At 64.3% G+C, this 25,944-nt stretch carries 22 protein-coding genes and 1 tRNA gene; 8 read left to right on the forward strand and 15 right to left on the reverse strand.

Annotated elements, in window-relative coordinates; genetic code table 11:
* Positions 1-2 precede the first annotated feature (2 nt).
* Positions 3-701 carry a TetR/AcrR family transcriptional regulator gene (locus tag DDZ17_RS04140; RefSeq protein WP_157976430.1) on the reverse strand — a complete coding sequence of 233 codons (699 nt, stop codon included), beginning with the start codon at positions 699-701 and terminating at the stop codon, positions 3-5.
* 107 nt (positions 702-808) lie between these two features.
* Between DDZ17_RS04140 and DDZ17_RS04145 the strand changes: the two genes are divergently transcribed.
* Positions 809-1,996 (forward strand): acyl-CoA dehydrogenase family protein, encoded by a 1,188-nt coding sequence (locus DDZ17_RS04145; RefSeq protein WP_116364649.1) that lies wholly within the window; start codon positions 809-811, stop codon positions 1,994-1,996.
* Between the two features lie 15 nt (positions 1,997-2,011).
* On the opposite strand, the gene DDZ17_RS04150 is transcribed toward DDZ17_RS04145, so the two are convergent.
* Entirely contained in the window at positions 2,012-2,572 is a 561-nt protein-coding gene (locus tag DDZ17_RS04150; RefSeq protein WP_116364650.1) for an outer membrane beta-barrel protein, read from the reverse strand.
* Between the two features lie 204 nt (positions 2,573-2,776).
* On the opposite strand from DDZ17_RS04150, the gene DDZ17_RS04155 reads away from it, so the two are divergent.
* Positions 2,777-4,906: a molybdopterin-containing oxidoreductase family protein gene (locus tag DDZ17_RS04155; RefSeq protein WP_116364651.1), complete on the forward strand. Its 2,130-nt coding sequence runs from the start codon at positions 2,777-2,779 to the stop codon at positions 4,904-4,906.
* A gap of 264 nt (positions 4,907-5,170) precedes the next feature.
* Entirely contained in the window at positions 5,171-7,036 is a 1,866-nt protein-coding gene (locus DDZ17_RS04160; RefSeq protein ID WP_157976431.1) for a DUF3604 domain-containing protein, read from the forward strand.
* A 68-nt stretch (positions 7,037-7,104) separates the two neighbouring features.
* Here DDZ17_RS04160 and DDZ17_RS04165 read toward each other — a convergent pair whose 3' ends face one another.
* The 3 genes from DDZ17_RS04165 to DDZ17_RS04175 are packed head-to-tail and all read right to left on the reverse strand — an operon-like array spanning position 7,105 to position 11,250.
* On the reverse strand, positions 7,105-8,598 hold the full coding sequence (locus tag DDZ17_RS04165; RefSeq protein WP_116364653.1) for an efflux transporter outer membrane subunit: 1,494 nt from the start codon (positions 8,596-8,598) through the stop codon (positions 7,105-7,107).
* Between the two features lies 1 nt (position 8,599).
* Entirely contained in the window at positions 8,600-10,165 is a 1,566-nt protein-coding gene (locus DDZ17_RS04170) for a DHA2 family efflux MFS transporter permease subunit (protein WP_116364654.1), read from the reverse strand.
* On the reverse strand, positions 10,153-11,250 hold the full coding sequence (locus DDZ17_RS04175; RefSeq protein WP_206613430.1) for an HlyD family secretion protein: 1,098 nt from the start codon (positions 11,248-11,250) through the stop codon (positions 10,153-10,155). Before DDZ17_RS04175 ends, DDZ17_RS04170 begins: the two co-directional genes overlap by 13 nt.
* Positions 11,251-11,365: 115 nt before the next feature.
* On the opposite strand from DDZ17_RS04175, the gene DDZ17_RS04180 reads away from it, so the two are divergent.
* On the forward strand, positions 11,366-12,037 hold the full coding sequence (locus tag DDZ17_RS04180; protein ID WP_170150144.1) for a TetR/AcrR family transcriptional regulator: 672 nt from the start codon (positions 11,366-11,368) through the stop codon (positions 12,035-12,037).
* A gap of 116 nt (positions 12,038-12,153) precedes the next feature.
* Here the strand turns inward: DDZ17_RS04180 and roxA are convergent, their stop codons facing one another.
* The 4 genes from roxA to DDZ17_RS04200 all read right to left on the reverse strand — a co-directional run bounded on the left by roxA (position 12,154) and on the right by DDZ17_RS04200 (position 16,843).
* The gene (gene roxA, locus DDZ17_RS04185; protein WP_206613431.1) at positions 12,154-14,193 is read right to left on the reverse strand and encodes a rubber dioxygenase RoxA; all 2,040 of its coding nucleotides are present in this window, start codon (positions 14,191-14,193) and stop codon (positions 12,154-12,156) included.
* 74 nt (positions 14,194-14,267) lie between these two features.
* Entirely contained in the window at positions 14,268-15,377 is a 1,110-nt protein-coding gene (locus DDZ17_RS04190) for an NAD(P)-dependent alcohol dehydrogenase (protein WP_116364657.1), read from the reverse strand.
* A gap of 5 nt (positions 15,378-15,382) precedes the next feature.
* Positions 15,383-15,832 (reverse strand): DUF4334 domain-containing protein, encoded by a 450-nt coding sequence (locus DDZ17_RS04195; protein WP_116364658.1) that lies wholly within the window; start codon positions 15,830-15,832, stop codon positions 15,383-15,385.
* 180 nt (positions 15,833-16,012) lie between these two features.
* Positions 16,013-16,843 carry a M90 family metallopeptidase gene (locus tag DDZ17_RS04200; protein ID WP_206613432.1) on the reverse strand — a complete coding sequence of 277 codons (831 nt, stop codon included), beginning with the start codon at positions 16,841-16,843 and terminating at the stop codon, positions 16,013-16,015.
* Positions 16,844-17,054: 211 nt separating this feature from the next.
* Here DDZ17_RS04200 and DDZ17_RS04205 point away from each other — a divergent pair, with 211 nt between their 5' ends.
* Positions 17,055-19,343, forward strand: coding sequence for a diguanylate cyclase domain-containing protein (locus tag DDZ17_RS04205; protein ID WP_157976432.1), 2,289 nt, complete (start codon positions 17,055-17,057; stop codon positions 19,341-19,343).
* 10 nt (positions 19,344-19,353) lie between these two features.
* Here the strand turns inward: DDZ17_RS04205 and DDZ17_RS04210 are convergent, their stop codons facing one another.
* Together DDZ17_RS04210 and DDZ17_RS04215 are read right to left on the reverse strand one after the other, a co-directional pair.
* A complete protein-coding gene (locus DDZ17_RS04210; protein ID WP_116364661.1) occupies positions 19,354-19,665 on the reverse strand; it encodes an AzlD domain-containing protein in 312 nt (103 codons plus the stop codon).
* Entirely contained in the window at positions 19,662-20,339 is a 678-nt protein-coding gene (locus DDZ17_RS04215) for an AzlC family ABC transporter permease (RefSeq protein ID WP_116364662.1), read from the reverse strand. Before DDZ17_RS04215 ends, DDZ17_RS04210 begins: the two co-directional genes overlap by 4 nt.
* 92 nt (positions 20,340-20,431) lie before the next feature.
* Here DDZ17_RS04215 and DDZ17_RS04220 point away from each other — a divergent pair, with 92 nt between their 5' ends.
* Both DDZ17_RS04220 and DDZ17_RS04225 read left to right on the forward strand, forming a co-directional pair.
* On the forward strand, positions 20,432-20,848 hold the full coding sequence (locus DDZ17_RS04220) for a group II truncated hemoglobin (RefSeq protein WP_116364663.1): 417 nt from the start codon (positions 20,432-20,434) through the stop codon (positions 20,846-20,848).
* A gap of 160 nt (positions 20,849-21,008) precedes the next feature.
* Entirely contained in the window at positions 21,009-22,343 is a 1,335-nt protein-coding gene (locus DDZ17_RS04225) for an aspartate kinase (protein ID WP_116364664.1), read from the forward strand.
* Between the two features lie 21 nt (positions 22,344-22,364).
* On the opposite strand, the gene DDZ17_RS04230 is transcribed toward DDZ17_RS04225, so the two are convergent.
* The 3 genes from DDZ17_RS04230 to DDZ17_RS04240 form a co-directional block, all read right to left on the reverse strand.
* Positions 22,365-23,213, reverse strand: coding sequence for a phytanoyl-CoA dioxygenase family protein (locus tag DDZ17_RS04230; protein WP_116364665.1), 849 nt, complete (start codon positions 23,211-23,213; stop codon positions 22,365-22,367).
* 138 nt (positions 23,214-23,351) lie between these two features.
* A tRNA-Arg gene (locus DDZ17_RS04235) sits at positions 23,352-23,428 on the reverse strand.
* 97 nt (positions 23,429-23,525) lie between these two features.
* Complete coding sequence (locus tag DDZ17_RS04240) at positions 23,526-23,942, reverse strand: hypothetical protein (RefSeq protein ID WP_157976433.1); 417 nt, start codon at positions 23,940-23,942, stop codon at positions 23,526-23,528.
* Between the two features lie 114 nt (positions 23,943-24,056).
* Here DDZ17_RS04240 and DDZ17_RS04245 point away from each other — a divergent pair, with 114 nt between their 5' ends.
* Positions 24,057-25,136 (forward strand): CNNM domain-containing protein, encoded by a 1,080-nt coding sequence (locus tag DDZ17_RS04245; RefSeq protein ID WP_116364667.1) that lies wholly within the window; start codon positions 24,057-24,059, stop codon positions 25,134-25,136.
* A 210-nt stretch (positions 25,137-25,346) separates the two neighbouring features.
* Here DDZ17_RS04245 and DDZ17_RS04250 read toward each other — a convergent pair whose 3' ends face one another.
* Entirely contained in the window at positions 25,347-25,796 is a 450-nt protein-coding gene (locus DDZ17_RS04250; RefSeq protein ID WP_116364668.1) for a hypothetical protein, read from the reverse strand.
* Between the last annotated feature and the right edge of the window lie 148 nt (positions 25,797-25,944).

Here is a 25,944-nt window from a genome sequence, read left to right on the forward strand (position 1 = left end):
GCTCATTTCCTAGTGATGGTGAGAATCGGCAGCGCGTGGCGCAGCTGCGATTGCGGGGGGTTACAGGCGAACAGGCCACGGTACAACAGGGCTGCCAACCACTCGGCCATAGCCTCCTGGCTCAGCGCCACCGCGCGCAGGGCCGGGTCGCGGTCAATGTAGTACTCGGTCATCAGGTCTTTGCCGACGCCAGACAGGCCGTGCACCAGCAGTTCTACCTGGGCTTTGTTCAGCGGGCAGTCGGGGAAGACAAAGGGAAACACTTCCACCAGCAGGTCCAGGCGCCGGTTGAAGGAGCGCTTCCAGCGCTCGCGAAAGGCCGGGTCGTCGGCGCTGAACTGGGCGATGCAGCGCATGATGCCCGGGTGCTCGGCATGCACCCGCACACAGATTTCGTAGTGGGCGCGCAGGCGGTTGAACCAGTCGCCCTTGCCCACGTCCTTCTCGATCACATCCACCGCCTCGAACTCGGCGATGTGCTCTTCGAGCACCTCGTCCACCAGCTGCCGCAGGTCTTTGAAGTAGTGGTAGAACAGGCCCGCCGCCACCCCCGCTTCGGCGGTGACGTCTTTGATGCGCATCTGGTGCACGCCCACCCGGTCGAGCACCCGGATGGCCGCGTCCATGAGTCGGCGACGGGCGGCTTCGCCACGGGCGCTGCGCCGGGGGGACTTTTCGCTGGCGGGGCTGGCTGGACTCACGGTGGTTGAGGCTCGCTTATTCTGTGGCTCCGTTGTGGCGGCAGTATTATTGAATTTAAATTCAAGTTCAACAATAATTCGACTTCCGACACCCGACAGAGCACGCCATGCATCTCGAACTCAGCCCCCAGCAGCAAGCCCTGCGCCAGGAACTGCGCAGCTACTTCCAGCAACTGATGACACCGGCATTGATCCGCGAAACCCGCGGCAACGAGGGCGGCGACGCCTACAAATCGGTGATCCGCCAGATCGGCAAGGACGGCTGGCTGACCCTGGGCTGGCCCGAGGCCTACGGCGGCCAGGGCCGCGGCCCGATGGATCAGATGATCCTGTTCGAAGAGGCCCAGTTGGCCTGCGCCCCCCTGCCCTTTGTCACCATCAACACAGTGGGGCCGGCCATCATCGCCCACGGCTCCGAGGCCCATAAGCAGTTCTTCCTGCCGAAAATCGCCGCCGGCGAACTGCACTTTGCCATCGGCTATTCCGAACCCCAGGCGGGCACCGACCTGGCCAGCCTGAAAACCAGCGCGGTGCGCGAAGGCGACGAATGGGTGATTAACGGCACCAAGGTATTCACCTCCAGCGCCGAAGCGGCGGACTACATCTGGCTGGCGGCGCGCACCGACCCGCAGGCAGCACGCCCCCACGCCGGCATCAGCGTATTGATGGTGGATGCCAAACAGCCGGGCTTCAGCTACGCCCCCATTCACACCGTGGGGGATGTGCGCACCAACATGTCCTACTACGACAACGTGCGCTGCCCCCACGACATGATCTGCGGCGAGCTGAACGGCGGCTGGAAGCTCATTACCTCCCAGCTCAACCACGAGCGGGTGGGGCTGGCGGCCATCGGCGTTTACGCCTGGAAGCTCTACGAGCAGGCCCTGGCCTGGGCCCGCACCGCAGAAGCCAGCGGCGAGCGCCCCATCGACCGCCCGGTGGTGCAAACCCTGCTGGGGCAGGCCTACGCCCGGCTGGAGGCCATGCGGCTCACCACCTGGCGCATGGTGTCGCGAATGGAGAACGAAGAGCCGGACCCGGCCTACTCATCGGCCATCAAGACCTTCAGCACCGAGTCACAGATTGAAATCTATCGCCTGCTGATCGACGCCCTGGGCCCGGCGGCCAACCTGCGCGCCGACAGTGCGGGCGCCCTGCTGCAGGGCGAGTTGGAAGCGGAGTACCGCCGTTGCCAGATCAATACCTTCGGCGGCGGTGTGCTGGAAGTGATGCGCGACCTGGTGGCCCAGTTCGGCCTGGGAATGGGCGGCGGCCGACGCCGGGCCGCCACCTGATGGCGCTGTAAACACCTAGAACTGGTAGGTCAAACCCACGCTGAACATGGACAGGTCGTCGAGGTTGTCGACATCGAAGTACTCCCACTCGCCACGGATGGCGAAGTTGCCGAGTTCCAGATCTGCCCCGATACCGTAGGCCGGGTCGGTGCTGCTGTCGCTGTCGCTGAAACTGACGCCGCCCTGCTCAATGCGAAAGTCTGTATCGGCGTACACCACCCCCACCTTGGCAAACAGGTCGATAAAGCCCAGCGGCAGGTTACCCACCAAAAACGCATCCCAGGCATCGGTGGCCACCCGGGCGCGGGAGAAGGTGGAGTCACCCTCCACTTCGCCAAAGTCCACGTAGCCCGCTTCCACACCCAGGATGGACAGGAACTGCCAGCCAGCGAACACCTTGTAGCCGAAGTCGTCGTCGTCCAGGTCGTAGTCGCTGTTTTCAATAATGTCGCGGGCTTCGGCCTCGGTATAGGCCTGGCCGACGCTGCCACCGATATAGAAGCCGGTATCATCCGCCTGTGCCGGCAGGGCAAGCCCTGCAGCCAGGGCCGCGGCCAGTGTCATTCTCGTTTTCATGTGTTCTCTCCATAGGGTGTTGTGCCGGCGCTGCCGACAGCCAAAAACATAGCACCTGCCGTCAGCTTCGCCCGGAAATTCGCCAAAAATATTCACGGCGACGCAAACACTCCTCACCACCGCCGCCACAGCCACTATCAGTGCCAATAGCTTGAGCGGGCGGCCAGCGGGTGCTTACATCCCACCTGTATTGAGGACAACCACATGGCGATCATCCACAAGAAAACCTTCTGCCGTGTCTGCGAACCCGGCTGCCCCCTGGACGCGCAAGTGGAGCAATCCGCCACCGGCGAGCGCCTGCTGGGCCTTAGCCCCCAGCGCGACCACCCACTGAGCGGCGGCTTTGCCTGCCACAAGGGGGTCAACTTCACCCAGATACACCTGGACCGGGACCGTCTCGACCACCCCCAGCGCCGCGACGGCAAGCAGTGGGCCAACCTGAGCTGGCCCCAGGCCCTGCAGGAGATTGCCGACAAAACCCGGGCCATTCGCGAGCGCCACGGCAACGACGTCATCGCCGGCTACATCGGCAACCCCACCGCCTTCAACGCCCTGGGCGGCGAGGCCATCGTGCACTTCTTCCGCCAGCTTGGCACCCGCCATGTGTTCAACTCCGGCACCCAGGACTGCGCCAACAAATTTGCCGGCGCCGAGGCGGTGTACGGCACCAGCACCCTACACCCGATTCCCGACATCGGCCGCAGCAGCTTCTGCCTGATTTTTGGCGAAAACCCCAAGGTTTCACACATGAGCTTCCTGTCCATCTTCGACCCGATGGCGGCGTTGCGCGCTGTGGTGAGCCGCGGTGGGCGGGTGGTGTACGTCAACCCCCGGCGCATCGAATCCGCCAGCCCCCGCACCGGCGAAGTGCTGCAGATCAAGCCGGACACCGACCTCTACCTGATGGCGGCCCTGCTGCACGAAATGCAGCGCGCCGGCCTGTGGCGCGAAGACATCCTGGCGGCCCACGGCGAGCGCGTGGATGCCCTGCGGGACTTTATTGCCCCCTACAGCGCCGAACGCGTCGCCCCGGTGGTGGGCCTTGATGCCGGGGACATTCGCACCCTGGCACACGACTTTGGCACCGCGCCCTCGGCCTGCGTGCACATGAGCACCGGGGTCAACATGGGCCGCCAGGGCACCCTGTGCTACTGGCTGCTGCAGATGCTGAGCCTGGTCAGCGGCAACCTCGACAGGCGCGGCGGCAATCTCTATTCACTGGGTTTTTATCCCGCCGCCCGCGCCGGCCGGGTGAGCGTTGATCATAGCCCCTTCTTCGATTCCAGCTACGGGGAACTGCGCCATATCCGCGGCGCACTGCCCGCCAACCTGATGGCAGACTTCATCGGCCAGCCAGACAAGCCGGTGAAGGCACTGTTTGTGATTGCCGGCAACCCGCTGCTGTCCATTGGCGGCGAGGCGGCGCTGCGCCACGCCTTCACCGAGTTGGAACTGCTGGTGGTGATCGACATTTTCCGCAATGTCACCGGCGAACTGGCCCACTACACCCTGCCCGCCACCGACATGCTGGAGCGGGCCGACCTGAACCTCTGTGGCCTTGGCATGCAGTCTGTGCCCCACGTCCAGTACACCGACGCCGTGGTCCCGCCATCCGCCGAGCGGCGCGAGGAGTGGTGGATACTCGGCAAACTGGCACAGGCCATGGGCCTGCCCTCCCCCTTCGACGCCGACGAGGCCCCCGACCCGTTTGCCCGCCTGAACAGCATGCTGCGCCATGCCGGCCTCGACATCGCCCAACTCAAAACGGCGCCGGGGCAGTGCGCCCTGCTGCCAGACCACCAGACCGGCCGCTTCTTCAGCGACTGGCTGCAGCGGGATTCGCAGCGGGTAGACTGCTGTCCGCCCCTGTTTGACGCCGCCATTTCCCAGTCCAGCCGGATTTTTAACGAACTGGCCACCGAGCCCGCCGACACCCTGAAGCTGATCACCTTGCGCACCAACCACATGCTGAACAGCTGGTTTCACAACGCGCCCTATCTAAAGCGCAGCGGCTTCCTGGACAACCCCCTGCACATCAACGCCGAGGATGCGGCACGCCTTGCGCTGGCAGAAGGCGACGAAGTGACCGTGCAAAGCGCATGGGGCCACCTGCAGGCCCGGGTACACATCGACGACAGCCTGCGCCCGGGCGTGGTGGCCATGACCCACGGCTGGGGCCACCGCAGCGCCAACAGCCTGGGCGTGGCCAGCCGCCACCCGGGAGCCAACGTCAACCGCCTGCTGCCCAGGGGGCCGGGCAGCTACGAGCGCCTGTCCAACCAGGCGCACATGACCGGCATTCGCGTGTCGCTGGCCCGGCCCGGCGCCATCTAACACCGCGGTGCCAGAAGCCGCACCGGGCCCTTGCCCCGCCCTTGCCCTTGCCCTTGCCCTTGCCAGAAGAGAGCGGCCGTTGGGCTGAACTTAACCCGGCGCCCCTGCGCTATACTCCGGTTTACCTATTTTGGGGCGCCCCTCGGTTCCGCCCCGCAAGCGGGATACAGGTGGCGGCAAAAGTGCCGCTCGCCTGCGGTCGGTCTCGATCGGATGGATCAACCCGCTAATCGGCAGCCAGCAGCAACAAAGGAGTACAACGCTATGGGACGTCTAGGCCAGTTTTTGGGTTTGTTGCCGCTAGCGCTTGCCGCCGGTGGCCAGGCCATCGCGCAAAGCGCTGCCCCTGTCAGTGGCAATGATGGTAACAGTGCCATGGCAACCAACCCGGTGCGCGATGTGTACTTCGGCAATCTCCATGTCCATACCGGCTGGTCGTTCGACGGTTTTATCAACGGCGCCTTCACCGAGCCCGACTCCGCCTACCGCTGGGCCAAGGGCGAACGGATCCCCAACCCTGGCAGCGGAGACGCACTGCAGATCAAAGTGCCCCTGGACTGGTACATCGTCTCCGACCACGCCGAATACCTCGGGGCACTCCCGCTGATGGCAGACCCCGACAGCCCTGTCAGCCGGCACCCGCTGGCGGCGGACATCACCGGTGACGACGCGCAAAAGTCCTTTGCCGCCTACACCACCATCAGCAACGGCATGTACAGCGTGCCGCCGAAGGTCGACCCGATTCTCGGCGACACGAAGCTGGCACAGAACCTGTGGTCGCAGGTTGTCGAGATTGTCGACAGGCACTATGAGCCCGGCGTTTTCACCACCATGGCGGGCTACGAATGGACCTCGGCACCGGACTGGCGAAATATCCACCGGGTGGTTTTCTTCCGCGACACCGCCAGCGTGCCAGACGCCCCCTTTTCTGCCCTGGACTCCAGCAAGCCAGAAGACTTGTGGCAGTGGATGGACAAACAGCGCGCCGCCGGCAACGATCTGCTGGCGGTGCCGCACAACGGCAACGCCAGTGATGGCATCATGTTCCCGGTGGGAGAATCCTATGGCGGCAGCAAACTGGATGCGACCTATGCCGCCGCCCGGATGCGCAACGAACCGCTGTATGAAATCACCCAGATCAAGGGCACGTCAGAAACACACCCGGCCCTCTATCCCAATGACGAGTTTGGCAGCTTCGAGCTGTGGGACTACACCCTTGCCGCCACCGCCACGCCCCCTGAGCACAAGCGTGGCGGATACGCGAGGGAGGCATTAATACGCGGGCTCAAACTGGCCACCGAGGGCAATGGAAACCCCTTTAAATACGGATTCATTGGCGATTCGGATACGCACAATGGCGCATCCACCATCGAAGAGGACAATTACACCGGCAAGTTCGGCTTTGAGAGCGAAGCGAAACACCGGCTGCAGGGGCCGCCCGGGGTGGGCGCGGCGGCAGCCCGCCAGGTGCGCCAGTTCAGTACCGGCGGTGTGGCCGGTGTGTGGGCCATCTCCAACACCCGCGACGGCATTTTTGACGCGCTCAAGCGCCGTGAAACCTTCGCAACATCCGGGCCACGGCTGAAAGTACGCATGTTTGGCGGCTTTGGCCTGGCGGATTTCAAACCCGGAGCACAACACGCCCTGCAACAGGCCTACACCAGCGCCGTGCCGATGGGCGGCGACCTGACAGCGGCCCCGCAGGGGGCGGCCCCCACCTTTGTGGTTCACGCCATCAAGGAAACCGACGGCGCAAACCTCGACCGGATTCAAATCATCAAGGGCTGGGTCGACGCCAAAGGAGAGCCGCGCTCAAAAATCTACAACGTGGCCCTGTCTGGCGGGCGCAAACCGGGCGAGGACGGCAAGGTGGCACCAGTGGGCAACACGGTGAACGAAGCCGATGCCACCTACACCAACGATATTGGCGCCGTACAACTGCATGCGTTCTGGACCGACCCGGATTTTGACGCCGCGCGCCCGGCGCTTTACTACGCGCGCATTCTGCAGATACCCACCCCGCGCTGGTCAACCTATGACGCAGCGCGCACCGGCCTGAAACGGCCGACTGACGTGCCAGTCAGCCTGCAGGAACGCGCCTGGACATCGCCCATCTGGTATACCCCTTGACCAGCCGCATCAGGACCCAGCGCCCTTAGCCGGATGCGCGACGAAGGCCAGCGGCAACCAACACACATCTAGTTGCCGGGGGCGGGCCAAAGGTTATCGACAGGCGCCTGGTCTGCCCGGGCCACGGCTGCTGAATCTGTCCAGCCACCGCCCATGGCGCGGTACAGCAGCACCCACTCAAGCAGGTTGGCCGTTTCTGCCTGCGCCAGTTGATCCTGCGCAGACTGCAGTTCGCGCTCGGCATCCAGCACCGCCAGGAAGTCGGCAACCCCCGCCGTATACTGGCGCCTTGCAAGACGCACAACATCGGCACTGGTATTGGCCGCCCGGGCAAGACCCTGGCGGCGCTGGTGGGCTTCCCTGAAGGCCACCAAAGCGGACTCCACTTCCGCCAGCGATTGCAGCACCACCTGCTCGTATCGCAGCGCCGCCTCGTCATCACGCAAGCTGGCCGCGGCGATGTTGGCGCGCAGGGCACCACCTGCAAACAGCGGCCAGTCAAGACGCGCCCCCAGGCCATGGAAGCTGCTGTCTGCGTCAAGCCAGTTATCGCTGTGGCTGCTTGCAACACCCACACTGCCGGTCAGCGAAAAGCGCGGGAACAATGCGGCGGTTGCCACACCCACCTGCGCCGTTGCCGATGCCATCGCCCGCTCTGCCGCCATAATATCCGGACGCTGGCGCAGCACCTCCGATGGCAGGCCAACCGGAATGCGCTCAGGCGGCGTTGGCAGGGCCTCCGATGCGGCCAACTCTCGATCCAGCTGCGCCGGCATCTGTGCGATCAGCACCGCCAGGCGGTTCTGCACTGCGGCACTGGCCGAGCGCAGGGTGGGCAATGCCGCCCGGGTCCCTTGCAATTGAGCTTCTGCGCGCTGCAAATCAAAGTCACTGACCAGGCCGGCATTCAGCTGGCGCTGCACCAGATCAACGGTGGATTCCTGCAGCGCAATGTTCTGGCGCATGATGGCCATGCGCTTCTGCAGGCCACGCCATTCAAAGTAGCTGGAGGCAACCTCGGCCACCACCGCCAGTTGGGCGCCTCGTGCCAGCGCCGCACTCTGCCCGATGCGGGCATCCGCTGCCTCGACCTGGCGCCGGGTATACCCGAAAAGGTCAATCTCCCAGGCCATGTTGAGCCCCATGCGATAGCCGTGCTGATCCAGTGGCACCCCGGGCAGGAAGGCGATGGGGTCCGGCCCGTTCTCGCTGAATGAATCCCGGTTTGTCGATGTGAGCGCATCAACGCCCGGATACAGTGCGCCACTGACTGCAGCACGCATGGCCTGCGCCTGCTGGACTTTCAAGCCGGCAATACGCACATCGTGGTTGGCGGCTAGCGCCTGCTCTATCAAACGGGTCAACACCGGGTCGTTGAAGCGCTCCCACCAGAGGTTATCCTGCTGCGCTATCGCCCCACTTGCACCACTTGCGCCCTGCCACTGCGCCGGTAGTGCCGGCTGCGGCGCCTGATAGGTGGGGCCAACCGTACAGCCAGAGAGCGTCACCAACAGCGCCGCAAGCAACATGCAATGCCGCAGCACTTTTTCATTTCGAATCATATTAATGTCCTACCGTCACTTGCTGGCGAGGTGCGCGTAGCAGCGGTGCCAGCAGCAGCGCCGCAACAAAACAGGCGCCCATCACCAGGTGGATGTCGTTGAAAGTCATGACCATGGCTTCGCGCGCGGCCATTTGCCGCGCAATCTCCAGCACCGGCATGTTGTCTGCGCCCGCCGTTGCAGAAGCCACCTGTGCAGCCAGGGCCTGATAGGCCGGGCGCGCCGGATTGATCCAGTCACCAAGGCGCGCCATGTGCAGAGCAAAGCGGCTATCCAGAAGGGTGTTGATAGCCGCCAGCCCGACCGCGCCGCCCATGTTGCGCGCCAGGTTGTACAGCCCGCTGGCATTGCTCAACTTCTCCGGGGGCAGTGTGCCAAGCGCAATGGTGTTCACGCTGATGATCATCCACACCAGCCCGACGCCGCGAATGGCCTGAGGCCAGAACAAGGCATCGAACTTGGATTGCGCGTTAAACCAGCCGGCGCTGATGAAACCAAGGCCCGCCATCGCTATGCCACAGGTCAGCACCAACCGCGGCCCGAAACGCTCCGCCAATTTGCCCGCGACCGGCGCTCCCAGGAACATGAAGATCCCGGTCACGCTCATTACCATGCCAATCTGCAGGGCGTTGAAGTCGTGAATGCGCGAGAGCAAAAGGGGTGTTACGTAAACGCCGCCAAACAGGCCAAACCCCAGCACGGCGGCCAGCAAACAGCCCAGGGTGAAGTTGCGGTCTTTGAAAATGGTGAGGTCCACTATGGGCTGGCGATAGCTAAAGCAGCGCCACAGGAACAGCACCCCGGCGGATACCGCAATCGCGGTCCAGACGGTGATGACAGGTTCGTCGAACCAGTCGTCACGCGGCCCTTCGTCCAGAACGAACTCCAGCCCACCCAGGAACAACGCCATCAGTATCAGCCCCTGGATATCAAAGCCCCGCGCCAGGCGACTATCGCCGCGGTCGAAGTCCGGCATGGAGGCAACCAACGTGACGACGATCAGGCCAGGTATCACATTAATGGCAAACAACCAGTGCCAGGAAAGCCATTCCGTGATGAAGCCACCGAGTGTCGGCCCCACCGCCGGCGCACAGGTCACTATCATGCCGACCGCCACATTCGCCATGGGCTGGCGCGAGCGCGGAAATACCAGATACACCGACGAGAAAACACAGGGGATCATGCCGCCGCCGATGAAGCCCTGCAGCACCCGCAATACAATCAGCGACGGCAGTGACCAGGCAAAGGCACAGGCCAGGCTGGTCAGGGTAAAACCGATGGCGGAGACCACAAACAGGCGACGGCTGCCCCACATGCGCGCTAGGTAGCCAGAGAGCGGAATCATCACCACTTCGGCAATCAGGTAGCTGGTCTGGACCCAGCTGATTTCGTCCGGGCTGGCGGCCAGGCCGGCCTGAATTTCATTCAGCGAGCTGGCCACAATCTGGATGTCCAAAATGGCCAGGAACATGCCGACCACCATGGCAATCCAGCCGGCCAGCATGCGCGGGTCGATGGGCGCGGCATCCACCTCCGCCGGTGAGGCGGCGCCGGCTAGAGCGGCCATGGTCCGGCCCCCGCGACACGAGGCGCAACTGGGGCCTCATCGTTAGGCTGTGCGCTTCGGGTATCCACGGAGGCAATCACCGACATCCCCGGCCGCAACATGCCGGCCAGCGGGCTGTCTGCGCCAATGCGGATGCGCACCGGGATGCGCTGCACAATCTTGGTGAAGTTGCCGGTGGCATTCTCTGGCGGCAGCAGGCTGAAGCGCGAGCCTGCCGCCGGTGAGAAGCTCTCCACAACGCCTTGAATCGGCGTATCGGGATAGGCGTCTATTTCCAGATCGACCACCTGGCCTGGCGCCATGTTTTCAACCTGGGTTTCCTTGAAGTTGGCCGTGACATAAACCGCCTGCAGAGGCACCAGGTTCAGCACCGCGCTGCCCGGCTGGAGATACTGGCCCACCTGAACGTGTCGGTTACCCACCACGCCATCCATGGGGGCGCGCACCACCGTATTGCTGAGGTCGATTTGCGCCAGGGTCAAGGCCGCCTCGGCCTCGCTCAGCTGTGCCTCAATCTCGCTGCGACGGGCGGTCAGTACCGCCATTTCACTGGTGCGCGCCGACAAGGCCGCGCTGGCGGCATTGACAGCGGATTCAGCCTGCTGGAAAGCCGCCACGGCAGACTCCAGCTGCTGGCGACTGGCAGCGCGGTCATCAACCAGTTCGGCGTAGCGTTTGCTGTCGCTCCGGGCGCGCGCCAGTTCTGCTTTTGCACTGGCAACACCGGCCTCGGCTTCCTTGATAAGTGCCTTCTGCAGCTGCACCTGAGTGGCCAGTGTATCCAATGCCGCAGTGCGGGCCTGAAGTTGGGCGCCTGCCCTGCGTTCGCGCGCCTGGTAATCGTCGGCAACCAGGCGCAGCAACGCATCCCCCGCCCGCACCTGCGTGTTGTTCTCTACCAGCACCTCGGCAACGTAGCCGGCAACGCGCGGCGCAATGACTGACATCTCGGCTTCAACATAGGCGTTGTCAGTGGATTGTATAAACCGGCTATGGAACCACCAGTAGGCTCCCAGCAGCCCCACCGTCACCGCAAGAATCATGAGAATCAGGGCCAGACTGCGCCCCGCTGATGGCTTGGTCATATGCGTCTCCTGTAAATCGACAAAAGGTACTGGTTGGTACCATTTATTGTGTTGCATGGTACTAACCAGTACCTTAAGGTGTCAATTGCAAATCATTCGCAGGAGCTCGTCAGCCATGCCGCAGCCCACCACGGTTGACCCTTCGCCGATCGCGCCCACCCCGCGCGGCCAACAGCGGCGCCAGGCCGTACTGGATGCAGCGCTGGCGCTGTTTCTGGAACAGGGCTTTGCTGCCACATCGCTCGACAAGATCATCGAGCGCGCCGGCGGGTCGCGACGCACGATCTACCAGACCTTCGGCGGTAAGGAGGGGCTACTGGAGGCAGTGGTGACGGAAAGCTGCAGGGAAATCCTGGCGCAAATGTCCGCTACGGCGCTGGATTCCCTGTCGCCGAAAGCCGCGCTCACCCATATCGCAGAGCGCTTCCTGGCGGTGCTGATGCAGCCGGAACGAGCCGCCCTTTTTCGCCTGGTGGTCGCCGAATCCACCCACGCTCCCAAGCTCGGGCGGCTATTTATGGAAGCCGGGCCAGATAGCGCTCACGCGCTGGTTTGCGATTATCTGGGCAAGGCCGTGGCGGCAGGCAAGCTGGAGATGGATGATCTTGAAATCGGTGCGTCACAGTTTCTGGAAATGGTAAAAGGCGACCTGCACTTCCGGGCCCTGTTCTACGGCGAGAGCGCCGATGCGGCACTGCAAAAGCGGCATGTGCAGTCTGCTGTAACGATATTCCTCTCGGGCACGCTGCCCAGCAAACATCGGCAAAGCACGCCACCGGCGGATTAGGCCAGCCCCGCCCGGTTTGCTGAGCGCCCAGGAACACCGGCGAGCCACGCACAAAAAAGGCCGGGGCTTGCGCCACCGGCCAGGCCAGTGTTGGTGGGATCACCCCGCAACCGTGGCTACAGGGTCTTCATGTATTCAATCAGCGCCCAGCGTTCGGCGTCGGTCAGGGATTTGACGAAGTTGTGACCCTGGTTGCCGTTGCCGTACAGGTGGGTGTTAAAAATCATCCGCGACTTGATCTGCTGGTCGGTCACCGGGGGCGGCGACTGGTAGGCCAGTGAGTTGAATTCCGCCGCTTTGTTGGCGATGTTGGCAAACAGAATGTCGATGGTCGCCATGTTCTGGGTGCAGGGCAGGAAGGGGCTGAACAGCGAGGCCCAGTTGCTGCAGGCCTGTTCTTCATACTTCCAGCCGAGGCGGTTCATATCGTAGGACGCAAAGCTGAAGTCGTAGCCGCGGTTCTTGCCGAATATGCCCGGCTCGCTATAGGGACGCTGCCAGACGTCCGGGCGGTTTTCCTCGGGCTGCAGCACGCTCCAGACATCCGGCACGGAGCCGTTGTGGAAGAAGGGCGCGTTCTGCCACACACCGTACAGGGGGCTCGCCACGTAGCCGAAGGGGTCAATCCAGGTGTTGGGGCCTTCCGGCGAGAAGATCGGGCCCTGGCCACGGTCGTAGGCGGCCCGCGGAATGCGCCGCAACTCGCTGGTGATGAAGTCATCGTGGAAGCCGTCGTGGTCCGGGCTCAGCTCGTTGTAGGCCAGCCAGGAGGTATCCCAGGCGCGGCGCTTGCGCTCATCTTCCATCAGGCCGACACGGGCCGGGTCGGTGCCGATGGTCTCCGTGGGCGTGATCACGCCGGCCACGCCTTTCAGGCGCGGATCGGGCAGGAAGTTGGTGTCGTGGGCATAGCGCGGCGAGTACACCCCGTGGCAACTGGCGCAGGAGCCATTGCCCGGCGCCCTGGGTATGTCGGCATTGGCGCCCTCAGCCCACAAGTCCCGCTCGTGAAACAGCACCGCCCCCTGCTCTGCCAGGGCAATATCGATGGCGCCCGGATAGGGCTTGGGCGACAGGGACATCATGAACAGGTTGTTATCCTCAAACTCCGGATACACCGCACGGCGCTGCTGGCCGGTCTTCATGATGTTGGCCATGGCAAAGGCCAGTTCCGAACGCACGTTGTCGGAGGTGAGCGCACCGTCCCAGAACTGGCGAGGCTTCCAGGCACGGTGGTACCAGTGCGGCGCCTTGGACATGCCGCCGGCGTGGCTCGGGAAATATTCCAGCAGGCTTGGATAAAGCTGCATGGTCTCCACGTCGAACAGGGCCGGTAACAAATCCACAATGCCAATGGCGTCGGTGGTGCCACGGCCGGTGCTCCAGGGAATGGGCGCCAGCTGCAGGGGAACGGTAACCACGTTGGCGCGGAAGAAGTCGGACTGGATCAGGCCGGCGTCGTTGGAATCCGCCGAACGCCCCCAGGCGAAGGTGGCCTCCTGTTCGCTGCCCAGGCGCGAGTCGTGGCAGCCGGAACAGGTAACCGAAATCAGCCCGGTCCAGCGGCCGTTGTCGTCGCGGTCCTGCACCATGCCCAGGGGCAGCTGGCCGCTGCCACCGTTGGTTTTGTTGGGGTCTTCCCAGGGGTAGGGATAGGGGTTATTCCAGGGCGCGGCGTAATAGCCGTAGCGCTTTTGCACCTGCTCGTCAAAATCCGAGGGCCGCCAGGGATAGCCCCACACCTTGTACAGGTTGTAATAGGCCACCGAGGTAATAAAGGGCTGGAAGTAAGTTTTGCGGGTCAGGTTGTGGCGGCCACGCTCCACCGCCGCCCGGTATTCGCCGCAATTTTGCGGCCGCGGCGGCAGCATGCCGCTGAGGAAGGGCGCCTCGGGCGCGTGCAAATCCACCCAGAAGGCGTTGAACTGAATGGCTGCATCGGGGTTGGTGTTCACCCCTTCCACCACCAGGGTGCGCGGGTCAACCGGCAGCGGTACCGAATCGTGCTGGCCTTCGCAGGCCGCCTCGAAGGGCGCTCGAATCGTTGCCTGGTCCAGCAGCGGATAACCGTTGTCGGGCACTGCCAGGGCGCTACCGGCCACCGACAGGGCACTCGCAAACACCGCGCAGGTGCGGCGCAATGAGGATCGAAACATCGTCTTGCCTCCTTTATGGTTTTAGTCGCAATACGTGTTGTGAACATAGCGGCGGGGCCGCGGGTTAATCGTCCTTACGGATTGTTTGCCGGTGTGAAACGCAGCACCGGCTTGATTGTTCTGCCGGCGATGGTGTCGCGCACCGCGCGGTTGATGTCGTCAAAGGGGTATTCGGTCACGATGCGCTCAAGCGGCAGTTCGCCGCGGCGGTAGTGCTCGATCATCCGCGGCACAAAGGTTTTCGGGTCGGCATCGCCCTCGATGGAGCCGCGCACCGAGCGGCCGGCCAGGGTGAGCCCGGCCAGGTCCACGCACAGCTCTGCCCCCGGGCCAGGTACCGCCACACACAGCACTGTGCCCCGCTGCCGGGTGCCCTCTAGGGCGGCGCGAATCAGGTCCGGCGCGCCGGTGGTGTCTACCGCCGCATCCACTCCTTTGCGCGCCAGCAGGGCCTTGCGCAATGGCTCACTGCGGGTGTCTACCGCATCGGTGGCCCCCAGCTCCAGCGCCAGGGCCAGCCGCTGCGGGTTGCGATCCACCGCGATGATGGGGTCGCAGCCGGCAATGCGCGCGGCCATAATCGCGGCTAGGCCAACGGTGCCAACGCCCATCACGGCCAGCGCCTGGTCGGGGCGCGCGTTCAACGCCAGTAACACCGCGCCCATACCGGTCTGCACCCCGCAGGCCAGCGGCGCCATCAGCCCCGGCGGCACATCTGGCGGCAGCACCACCATGTTGTTGGTGGCCGCCACGCAGTGGGAGGCAAAGGCGGACTGGGCAAAAAAGTGCCCGGTGATCTCCTGCCCCGCCAAGCGCAGGGGGCTGCTGCCATCCATGCGTCGACCCTGCACCTGGAAGTGAGCGCCATGGCTGCAGTAGCCGGGCTGCTGGTGCTGGCAGTTGCGGCAGTGGCCACAGCTGCCAAAGCCCGGCAACACTCTGTCGCCAACGGCAATGTGCTCAACCCCGGCGCCCACGGCCTGCACAATGCCCACGCCTTCATGCCCCAGCACCGCCGGCAGTGGCACCGGCCACACCTGCGCGCTGGCGGCAAGGTCGGTATGGCAAATGCCCACCGCCTCCATGGCCAGCAGCACCTCGCCGGGGCCTGGCCCGGCCAGGTCGCACGACTCCAGCGCAAAGTGGTGACCCGCCTCGTGCACCACCGCAGCCCGTATCTGCATGGCGCTCAGCCCTGGCAGCGCTGCAGGTAAAAAAACAGGGGAACGTCGTGCCCTTTGCTGTCCATAACACCGAGCACGGTGTCGTCGTCAATGGCGCGGAAGTGGTCGAAGATCGGTTTGTCGTCGTAGGCCATGGTGGCGGTCGCCACGCCGCGGTACGCCACCATGCGCAGCTGGGCCTGGCCCATGATGTCGCTTACCGTCATGCCACCGTCTGCGGCATGCACCATGATAGGGTTCACGTCGTTGCGGGCATTGAACTGCTTGCCGCACCAGCCCAGCTTGTCGAGCATGCCCTCGCCGGGGTGGCCGGTGTTAAAGCAGCCGCCCCGCCAGCGCCCGAGCATGGCCTCTTCGGGCACCGCGGGCAGGGCGTCGAAGAAGGCCTCCAGCGCGGCGATGGCCACGGTGCTGTCGCTGTCTCGCAGCGCGGCAAACTGTTGCAGTGTGCTCATGGTTAGACCTGTTGTTATCGTCTGTCGCGGGCCCGGCAATCGGGGCCGCCGATGGTGAAACAGCGTAAAACAGGACTTTGCGGTGCAACCAGCTAGCACAACTGACAGCCGGGGGCGGGTCTTTTACTAACGACTGTCTTTGCAAAAAGGCCGGGCCGAGCTTACACGCCCACCAGCGACTCAGGCATCAGCGCGCCAGTTGCGCGGGTCGACGCGAAAGTAATCCATCAGCGTGGCAAACAGTTCCGGGTGGGTGGACTGCATGGCCGCGGGCCGCTCGTAGAACAGCTCGGTGATCACGGCAAAAAACTCCGCCGGGTTGGTGGCGCCGTAGCTGTCGATCAAGGTCGGGTGGCCCTGCTCCACGGCCCGTTGCAGCTCTTCAAACTCCCGCCCCAGCACCCGGGACCAGACACCGTAGGCGGCCCGGGTTGCCAGCAGGGGCGCGCCGTCGGCACCACCACCTTCCTGATCTAGCTGGTGGGCGAATTCGTGCAGCACAACATTCTGGCCGTCTTCAAAATCGGCGCAGCCGCGCTTCACGCTGTCCCAGGCCAGCACCACCCGGCCGTTGCTCCAGGACACCCCGAGCAAACTGCCCGACGGCTGGGACACCACCCCCACCTCGTCGCGCTCTGGCTGGCGGCTGCGAAAGGTACTGGGGTAGATGTAGATCCACTTCAGGTCGCGGTACAGGGTGCTGGGCCGATTCAGAATCAGCAGGCAGGCCTCGGCGGCAATCAGCACCCGCATCTCGTCGGTCACTTCCAGGCCCTCGCAGCCAACGAAGCGCTTGCGGTAAAGAAAGGCCTGTATTTTACGGCGCAGCTCGGCCTGCAGTGATTCGTCCAGGCGCGCGTAAAAGGGAAGCCGACGCAGCATTGGCAGCCAGTCGGCGGGAAAGGGCCTGGCCATGGCGCGCTCGAAGCGCCAGCGCGGCAGCGCCTGGCTGAGACAGAACACCAGCCCCAGTACCGCGATGGCCAGGCCCAGCCAAATCCAGTTGTTCACACCTGCTCTCCTTTTCACCGTGACGGCGGCCGGCAGTCTACCCCAGCGCTGGCGCGCGCCAAAACGCGCGGCCCAAGACACGCAGCCCAATTGCCCCACCTGGGCCTGCGTGCTAACGTCATCGGCACAGGTTTGCGCAGGGGCAAGGGCGCGAACACTCCAACAGAAAAGCAGACAGGGGCGTCGGGCGGCCAGCCCGCGCGGTCGGGGCATGACCACAACAACACGAACCCGTGTCGCCGCCGTGGCGGTGATACTCCTCGGCGGCCTGCTGCTGGCCACTTTTTGCGCACAGCGCTTCTACCAGCAATCGATGGATCAGCTCAGCGCCCTGGGGCAAGGCCAACTTGCCCGGCGGGCGGACCTGCAATGGCTGATCTACCAGCAGGACACACCGGCCCTGCAGCGCCTGTTGCAGCACCTTACCCGTCACCCGGCCATCGCCCGTGGCGACATTTACAGCGGCACGCAAGACCTGCTGGCAAGCCACCCGGCCGGGCGCGCGGCCGCGCTGGATGCCGTGCGTGGCGATGCCTCGCTGAACGCCACGGTGCTACAGGGTATCGACAGCCAGGGCAGCCGGCAGGGCAGCGGGTTTTTCAGTACCTTGCTGCGCCCTGGTACCCGCATCCACCTCAACGTGCCGGTGATTACCCGCCTTAACCCCGACGCCAAGGGTCTCAGTGGCGATGATTTCCTGCGCGCCGCCAGCAGTGCCGGCCACGCCGGCAGCGATATTGTAATGGGCTATGTCGACCTCGCCATCGACCCCGCCGCCCTGCACCGGCCCAGCCTGACGCAGGCGCTGCTGATCACCCTGGGCTGCTGGCTGCTGGCCGGCATTGCGGCGCTGGTGCTGCTGTACGACAGCCGCGCCCGGGCGGCCCAGCTGCGCCGCGCCACGGGCATTATCGACCGCCTGGCCCAGGGCGAACGGGAGATTGCCATTGCCGTCGACGGCAGCGACATCAACAACGCCCTGCATCGTCTGGTGCACAGCCTCGGCCGCTATACGCAGGAAATTGAAACCGGCAAAAACCTGCTGAGCCGCAAGGTGCAAGAGCGCACCCACCAGCTATCGCGCAGCCACCAGGAGCTGAGCCGGGCCAGCGAGGCGGTCAGCGAATCCCGCGCGCGCCTGCAACGACTGACCTACTACGACCACCTCACCACCCTGCCCAATCGCCAACTGTTTCTGGAACAACTGGGCCTGCTGCTGCGCCTGAGCCGCCGCGCCGGCCAGCACCTGGCGCTGCTGCATGTGGACCTCGCCAACTTCCGCCAGGTGAATGAGGTGCAGGGTTTTCACGCCGGCGACCTGCTGCTGAGGGAAGTGGCCCGGCGCCTGAAAGCCTGCGTGCGCGACAGCGACGCCGTGGCCACCGTGGCCGGCAGCGCCCATGACATCACGGTATCGCGACTCGGCGGCGACGAATTTACGGTGATACTGAACCATCTGGACACACCGGCATCCGCCGAAGTGGTGGCCGGGCGTATCCTTGGCCAGCTCGGCGCCCCCCTTGCCGTGGACGGCCACCTGGTGACGGTCAAAACCCGCATCGGCATCGCCTGCTTTCCCGAGCATGGCGACTCTGCCGAGGCGCTGCTGAAGGCCGCGGCCATTGCCCTGGGCAGGGCCAAAGCAACGCCGGACACCCCCATTGCCCTGTGCCAGGCAAGCTGGCTGGATGCCGGCGGCGACACCGATGCCGATGCGCCCTGGCGGGAGGCCCTGACAACTCACGGCCTGGCGCTGCGCTATACCCCGGTGGTGGATACCGTGATGGGCTCGGTGGTGTGCCTGCACGCGACGCTCAGCCTGCAAGCCACGCCGGCGGACAACGCCGCCGAGGCCGCACCCCACCTGTGGGGCGGCCGGTGCCACGATGGCGAACTGACCCGCGCCCTCTTCCACTGGCAACTGCAGCAGGCCTGCGCCGAGTTGGCCCACCATGGCAGCAGCAGCCGGCAGCCCGCGCGAGTAGCACTGTGGCTTGGCCCTGGCCTGTGCAGCGAAGCGCTTGTGGCGCAGGTACAGGCGGTGCTGGAGCAAACATCCCTGCCCGCCGCCCAGCTGGAGCTGTGCCTGGATGAAGCCATACTGGCGCAGGGGCGCTCCCTTGATGCGCTGGCCAACCTCCAGGCCCTGGGCGTCTACCTGAGTGTGACGGGCTTTGGCCTTGGGCCGACCTCCCTGCAGCAGCTGGGCGATGCCCACCTGCAGGCCCTGCACATCGCCCCGGCCTTTGCGCCCCGCTACGGCGAACACAGCGACAACGGCGCCGTGCGGGCGCTGGTGGCCATTGCCCGCAGCCACAACATGGAGCCAGTGGCCAACGGCGTGGCCAGCGCCGCCCACTACCACTACCTGGCGCCGCAGGGCGTGCGGCAAATGAGCGGTGCGCTGTTCGGTGAGCACCTGCCTGCCGACCAGGCCGCCCACCTGCTGGCGCCCTGGCATTTCATCGAGCAGATTCGCAAACTCGGCACCGGCCCCTAGGCCGGCGGCATCAACCCAGCAGCGCCCGCAGGCCCCAGAACACCGCCATGGCCAGCACAATGGTGAGCAGGTGATTGCGGGTGCGCCAGGCCACCAGCGCCGCCGTCACCAGGGCCAACCCCTCCGGCAGCCCCAGCATCACCTCCCCCTGGGGGCTGATCAGCATGGTCATCACCAGCGCCGCCATCACCGAGGGGCCGACGTACTCCATGGCCAACCGCAGGCGCGAGGGAATCCGCCGATTGGCCAGGGCAATAATAAATACCGCACGGCTGAAATACGTGCCCAGGCCAGACAGCACAATGGCAAGCAGCGCCGTCATCGGCGGCGCTCCAGCAACAGGCCGGCGAGCACGCCCGCCAGCGCCCCAACCAGCAGCCCCGCGCGGTGGGGCAGGCCCGCCGCCAGCAGGGTCACCATAGCGGCGATGAGCGCGGCTACCGCCTTGGGCCAGCGGTCGATGCCGGTGACCAGCAGGCCCATGAACATCACCGGCACCGCAAAGCCAAAGCCCCAGCTCGCGGGAATCACCGGCCCGATGAACAGCGCGGCCGCCGTGCCAAGCACCCAGCACAGCCAGAAGGTAATGCCCACGCTCAAATAATAGGCGCGGAAGCTGCGCGGATCGTCGTTGATGCGCAGCATGCCAAGGGCAAACACCTGATCCACCAGAAAATAGGCCCCCACCCAGCGGAACCAGGCCGGCTGCCGCTGGAAGGTGGGCGCCATGGCCGCCGAGTACATCAGGTGCCGGGCATTGACGATGAGAGTCGCCGTCACTGCCGCCGCCACCGCTACCCCATCGCCCAGCAGGGTGATGAGAGTGAGCTGTGAGGCGCCGCCGAAGATAATGGGCGAGCTGCTCCAGCCCAGGGCGGGCAGCAATCCGGATTCGAGAATGGCAATGCCCAGCACCAGGGTAAAGGGCACGGCGGGCAGAAAAATGGGCAGAGCGTCGGTGATGCCCTGGCGAATGGAAGGCGCGGTATCGTTCATCGCGGCAGTTTAGCCGATTGAGCCGCCGCCAGGGCAGCGACGCGGCGTCTGTGTTACAAAACACCCGAACAACCCTGCAATGGAACCCGCCCATGAGCACCCCCTACCAGATGCTTGGCGACGACGGCATTCGCGCGCTGTGCAACGCCTTTTACGACATCATGGACAGCGCCCCCGAGGCCGCCACCATCCGCCGCATGCACGCCGCGGACCTCGGCCCGATGAAGGTCAAGCTGGCCGAATACCTGACCGGCTGGATGGGCGGCCCACCGGTTTATGCCGATAAATACGGCTCGGTGTGCATGACCGAGCCCCACGCCCCCTATCGCATCGGGCCGGTGGAGCGCGACCAGTGGCTGTGGTGCATGCAGCAGGCGCTGCAACAGACCGGCGCCAGCGAAGAACTGAAAACCCTGCTGAATGTCCCCCTGCAGCGCATTGCCGCGGCCATCCAGAACCGCCAGGACAGCGGCACCGACCTCGGCCCAGGCGTTATCGCCGTGGGCTAGCACCCGCCCCACCCCTTGGCCCGGCGCCGATTGCGCCAACCGGCGCCAGAGCCCGTACCAGAGCCTCTATCCAGCGCGGGATGGCCTCCGGTAGTATTGTCGCCCCGAACGGGCATCACCATGCACTTTGACGTTTTCTTTCTGCTCCGGTAACCACACCATGAAGCCAAGCACTTCTGCTCGCATTGTCAGTAAATTCGGCGGTTCCAGCCTCGCGGGGGCTGGCCAGTTGCGCAAAGTCCGCAGCATCATCGACGCCGACAGCCGCCGGCGCATCATCGTGCCCTCGGCTCCCGGCAAGCGCGACAGCGCCGACACCAAAATTACCGACCTGCTCTACCTGTGCCATCACGCCGCCCAACTCGGCGCCGACTTCAGCAACTCCTTTGCCCAGATTGTGGAGCGCTTCACCGGCCTGGAACAGGAACTGGGGGTCGACGCCGGCCTGGCGGAGCAGCTGGAGCAACTGCGCGCCGACTTACAGCGCGGCGTCAGCGCCGATCACGCCGCCTCCCGTGGCGAATACCTGTGCGGCCGCCTGCTGGCCGCCTGGCTGGACGCAGAGTTTGTCGACCCCATCGACTGCGTGGTCATCGGCAGCAGTGGCCTGGTTGAGCCCGAAACCTGGGACCTGCTCGGCCAGCGCCTGGCCGACCCGGAGCGCCGCTATGTCATGCCCGGCTTCTACGGCCGCGACGCCGAGGGCCGGGTGCGCACCTTTACCCGCGGCGGATCCGACGTATCCGGCGCCGTGGCGGCCCGGGCCGCCGGCGCGCAACTGTACGAAAACTGGACCGACGTGTCCGGCCTGCTGATGGCCGACCCCCGCATCGTCGACAACCCGCGCCCCATGGCCGAGGTGACCTACGCCGAGATCCGCGAGATGGCCTACATGGGCGCCAGCGTCCTGCACGACGAAGCCATGGCCCCGGTGCGTGAGGTGGGCATTCCGGTGAACATCCGCAACACCAACGCACCGGAACACCCCGGCACCCGCATCGTCGCCCAACTGTCCGCCGAGACCCTGTCCGGCACCCAGATTGCCGGGGTTGCCGGCAAAGACAGCTTTGCCATGATCACCGTCGGCAAAAACCTGATGAACCGCGAAGTGGGCTTTGTCTATCGCCTGCTGGGGGTGCTGGAGCATAACGACATTCCCTTCGAGCACTGCCCCTCCAGCATCGACAGCGTCAGCGTCATCGTGGAAGCGCGCTGGCTGGAGGATCGGGCCGAGCAGTTGATGGACGAAATCCGCCGCACCCTCGAACCCGACGAAATCGACTACGTCCCCCGCATCGCTCTCATCGCCATCGTCGGCGAGGAAATGGCCCACACCCCCGGCATCGCCGCCCGCGTCTTCCGCGCTTTGGCACAGGGCGGCATCAACGTGCGGCTGATCAACCAGGGCGCGTCCGAGCTGAACATCATCGTCGGCGTGGCGGCAGAGGACTATGCCGAGGCCGTGCGGGTCATCTATGGGGAATTTGTGGGCTGAGTAAAGCGCTCCAGCGCGAAATTACAGCCGTCCGGAGTTAAGCAGCGTCACTGGGTCCAGCATGTCGTATACCCCGAGGCAGCCGCCCTCGGGAGCGGCATCGTGAGCCGCGTAGCCCATCAGCTCCTGCACTTGCCTGGGATACTCACGCACCGACTCCAGCGAGGCGGATAGATAGTTATTTTCCTCAGTGCGCAGCCAACCCAGGCAATAACTCACGTGCATGCCGCGGCGCAAAGTGTCTGGCGTGCGATTTTCTCCCGCGGCATGGGCCGTTCCCCCCAGATACAGCAGGGCCGAACCGGCCGGCATTTCAGCCGGTACCGCATCGGCATAATCCAGCACCCTGTCCCGCGGCCAGCGGTGGCTGCCAGGAATCACCAGCGTGGCGCCATTGCTGGCGGTGAAATCACCCAGTGCCAGTATCGATGCCACCTCTATCTCATAGTCGGCGCGCAGATAGGACCAGCAATCACCGTCGCGGTGCAAAAACTGCCGCTGGCCGCCGGGGGTAATCTCGAAGATATGGCCGTAATTCAACTGATAGCGGGCACAGTTTGGCAACAGAATACGATCGCAGAGCGCCAGGTAAAGCGGATGACACATGATCTGCTCGCGAAACACGCCAGAGCGACCACAAAGTCCTGTGAGATGCCGCGTTCTGGTACCAAAAAAAGCGTCGTAGACCGGACTCATGAAGCGTCGCTCAGGGCGCTCCCGCCGAAGAGCGCCATCCACCTCACGGTTGAAAGCCCCGAGCGTATCGTCGCCAAGAAAGCCTTCGATGATCAACGCGCCAGTTTCCAGCAACGTGTCCGCAATCCGGTCGGGGTCAGTGTCGATGCTGAGGCGCTGTAGTGGAGTGGCCATACGGTTCACCTGCACAGGTTCTGTTTATTATTGTTCAGCCGGTGAGGGTAAGTTTGCGAAGCGCGCGGGTCAATTCTCGAACTATCTCCGCCGCAAAACGAAAAAGGGCCACCCCGATGGGGTGGCCCTTACACAAGATGGCGCGCCTGGCACGATTCGAACGTGCGACCGCCTGGTTCGTAGCCAGGTACTCTATCCAGCTGAGCTACAGGCGCGTTGAGGTGGCGTACTATAGGGATCGAACCGTTATACGTCAAGCGCTTAGGCGTGGAAGTTGTGAAAAAAATTCACTGCCAACCCCCGCGCGGCGCACTACTGGGTGAACCCGCTGCTGGACTCCATATAGAGGCGAATCGGCATGGTGGCGTCTTTGCCAAGGTAGAGGACCAGGCCATAAAAGTCGTTGTCGTAGTCGTCCACCCATTCGTGCCGAAACTCGATCGGGAACTCGAATTCCATCCGCTCGGGCCGCTGGCCCACGACCCTCACCTCTTCCATGGTATCCGGATGGGCCATGGCGGATTTGGGGATGGCGATGGTGACCTTCTGGCCGCCAAAGGTGTCTTCCACCTGGATGTCACGCAGTTCGGCGCCGACCTGCTGGTCTTTGTAGCCCTTCACCAGTTGCATCCAGTCGGTCTGCCGGGTGGCGCCATCGGCCAGCGCCCCCGGTGCGATCAGGGCAAGCGCCAGGGCTGCCCCCTTCAAATACGTGCTGGATAATTTCACGGTACCCCCATTGCGTCTGATTTTTGAAACCCCGTTTCAATAGTAGCCTACCGCGTGGCGGGAGTCGCCCGCGAAGGCGCTGGATTTGCCCCTGCAGCTGGCTACAATGGGCCCATGACTTTGCTGATCATCTACGTCGGCCTGGCGCTTGGCGTGTCCTTCCTGTGCTCTGTCGCCGAGGCCGTTCTGCTCAGTGTCACCACCGCCTATACCCATTTACTGGAGCAGGAGGGTCGACCTGCGGGCAAGCGCCTGCGCCACCTGAAGCAGGATATCGACCGCCCCCTGTCGGCCATACTCACCCTCAACACCATTGCCCATACGGTGGGTGCGGCCGGTGCCGGTGCCCAGGCCGCGGTGGTGTTCGGCAACCACATGCTCGGGGTGTTCTCGGCGGTGCTGACGTTTCTCATTCTGGTGTTCTCGGAGATCATCCCCAAAACCCTGGGCGCTTTCTACTGGCGCCAGCTGGCGCCGTCCATTTCGGTGATGCTGCAGTGGATGATTGTGCTGCTGTACCCGCTGGTGAAAATGTCCAACTGGCTCACCCGCCTGATTTCCAAGCGCAAGCCCTTGCGTGGGCTCAGCCGGGAGGAGTTTGCGGTAATGGCCGAATTGGGGGAGATTGAAGGTCAACTTGAAGACCACGAGTCGCGTATTCTGCGCAACCTGCTGCTACTGCGGGAAACCCGGGTGCGCGATGTGATGACGCCACGGCCGGTGGTGTTCTCCCTGCCCCAGGACTTGAGTGTGGCGGACTACATTGCCGACCACGCGGACAACCCCTTTTCCCGGATTCCGGTGTACGCCGCCAACCAGGATCAGGTGACCGGTTTTGTGCTGCGCAGCGACCTGATTCTGGCGCAGGGGCGCGGCGAAGGTGCCCAGCCCCTCAGCCACTATCGCCGGGAAATTCCCGCCCTGGTTGCCGCCATTGATCTGCTGCGGGCCTTTGAGGTGATGCTGGATCAGAGCACGCACATCATGCTGGTGGTGGACGAGTACGGCGGGGTCGATGGCCTGCTCACCCAGGAGGATATTTTTGAAACCCTGCTGGGGCTGGAAATTGTCGATGAAATGGACCGCACGGTGGACCTGCAGCAGCTGGCCCGCCGCCTGGCCGCCCGACGCGCCAAGGCCATGGGGCTGACCGCCACCTCCCCTGCGGCGGAGGTCGGTGGAGATTTATCTTGAGGAATTAGCCTTGGGTGAGGGCCTACCTTGGGTGAGGGCTTAGCCTTGAGGAATTGGCTTGAGAGTTTGCGAATGAAAGGTTGGCCCTGAACCGTTCGCCCCGAACCATTCACCCTAAAATAGCAGCGCGAAAACCCAAGCTGCACGAGCAGCGGGCCTCAACGAAAAAAGGCCGGGGATACCGGCCTTTTCTACTGCGGGGTGGCTGAATCAGTTACCCATTGCCTCGTTCATTTTGTCCTTGGCATCTTCGGCGGCGTCTTCGGTCGCATCAGCTGCGTCCCGAGCGGCATCGCCTGCGGCATCGGCCGCATCGTCAGCGGCGTCTTCCGCGTCGTCGGCCATGTCGCCAACGGCATCCTTGGTGTCATCCCAGGCATCGCCCGCGGCATCCATCGCGTCGTCAGCGGTGTCGGAAATAGCATCACCTGCGTCAGACATGGCGTCACCGGCTGAATCCATGGCGTCTCTAGTGGCATCTGCCGCGTCGTCGGCCATGTCACCCGCGGCGTCTACCGCTTCGCCGGTTTTCTGTTTGACGGTTTCTGCAGCCTCGGACATGGAGCTCTTGGCCTTCTCAGTGTCTTCCTTGGAGCAGGCAGACAGACCCAGCACCAGCATCGCAGCAGCCACAGCGGCGGTCAGTGATTGAATCTTCATTGTTGTTCCCCTCACATTTGTATTGCTATTGCGGAGTGGCCTCGCGCCAGCCCGTCCAGGCCCAAGCCCAAGCAGAGATTGGGCACGGTCGCGTTTTAGACTACACAGGGGCAGCAAATGAGTAAAGCGGGAAATTGGCGAGCCGGCC

The organism is Parahaliea mediterranea (assembly GCF_003402235.1).
GTDB classification, from domain to species: domain Bacteria; phylum Pseudomonadota; class Gammaproteobacteria; order Pseudomonadales; family Halieaceae; genus Parahaliea; species Parahaliea mediterranea.

Excerpts from the sequence above, each read along its gene's own strand:
- DDZ17_RS04145 (WP_116364649.1), top strand. The coding sequence starts at position 809 with ATGCATCTCGAACTCAGCCCCCAGCAGCAAGCCCTGCGCCAGGAACTG.
- DDZ17_RS04150 (WP_116364650.1), bottom strand. The coding sequence starts at position 2,572 with ATGAAAACGAGAATGACACTGGCCGCGGCCCTGGCTGCAGGGCTTGCC.
- DDZ17_RS04155 (WP_116364651.1), top strand. The coding sequence starts at position 2,777 with ATGGCGATCATCCACAAGAAAACCTTCTGCCGTGTCTGCGAACCCGGC.
- DDZ17_RS04160 (WP_157976431.1), top strand. The coding sequence starts at position 5,171 with ATGGGACGTCTAGGCCAGTTTTTGGGTTTGTTGCCGCTAGCGCTTGCC.
- DDZ17_RS04165 (WP_116364653.1), bottom strand. The coding sequence starts at position 8,598 with ATGATTCGAAATGAAAAAGTGCTGCGGCATTGCATGTTGCTTGCGGCG.
- DDZ17_RS04170 (WP_116364654.1), bottom strand. The coding sequence starts at position 10,165 with ATGGCCGCTCTAGCCGGCGCCGCCTCACCGGCGGAGGTGGATGCCGCG.
- DDZ17_RS04175 (WP_206613430.1), bottom strand. The coding sequence starts at position 11,250 with ATGACCAAGCCATCAGCGGGGCGCAGTCTGGCCCTGATTCTCATGATT.
- DDZ17_RS04180 (WP_170150144.1), top strand. The coding sequence starts at position 11,366 with ATGCCGCAGCCCACCACGGTTGACCCTTCGCCGATCGCGCCCACCCCG.
- roxA (WP_206613431.1), bottom strand. The coding sequence starts at position 14,193 with ATGTTTCGATCCTCATTGCGCCGCACCTGCGCGGTGTTTGCGAGTGCC.
- DDZ17_RS04190 (WP_116364657.1), bottom strand. The coding sequence starts at position 15,377 with ATGCAGATACGGGCTGCGGTGGTGCACGAGGCGGGTCACCACTTTGCG.
- DDZ17_RS04195 (WP_116364658.1), bottom strand. The coding sequence starts at position 15,832 with ATGAGCACACTGCAACAGTTTGCCGCGCTGCGAGACAGCGACAGCACC.
- DDZ17_RS04205 (WP_157976432.1), top strand. The coding sequence starts at position 17,055 with ATGACCACAACAACACGAACCCGTGTCGCCGCCGTGGCGGTGATACTC.
- DDZ17_RS04210 (WP_116364661.1), bottom strand. The coding sequence starts at position 19,665 with ATGACGGCGCTGCTTGCCATTGTGCTGTCTGGCCTGGGCACGTATTTC.
- DDZ17_RS04215 (WP_116364662.1), bottom strand. The coding sequence starts at position 20,339 with ATGAACGATACCGCGCCTTCCATTCGCCAGGGCATCACCGACGCTCTG.
- DDZ17_RS04220 (WP_116364663.1), top strand. The coding sequence starts at position 20,432 with ATGAGCACCCCCTACCAGATGCTTGGCGACGACGGCATTCGCGCGCTG.
- DDZ17_RS04225 (WP_116364664.1), top strand. The coding sequence starts at position 21,009 with ATGAAGCCAAGCACTTCTGCTCGCATTGTCAGTAAATTCGGCGGTTCC.
- DDZ17_RS04230 (WP_116364665.1), bottom strand. The coding sequence starts at position 23,213 with ATGGCCACTCCACTACAGCGCCTCAGCATCGACACTGACCCCGACCGG.
- DDZ17_RS04245 (WP_116364667.1), top strand. The coding sequence starts at position 24,057 with ATGACTTTGCTGATCATCTACGTCGGCCTGGCGCTTGGCGTGTCCTTC.
- DDZ17_RS04250 (WP_116364668.1), bottom strand. The coding sequence starts at position 25,796 with ATGAAGATTCAATCACTGACCGCCGCTGTGGCTGCTGCGATGCTGGTG.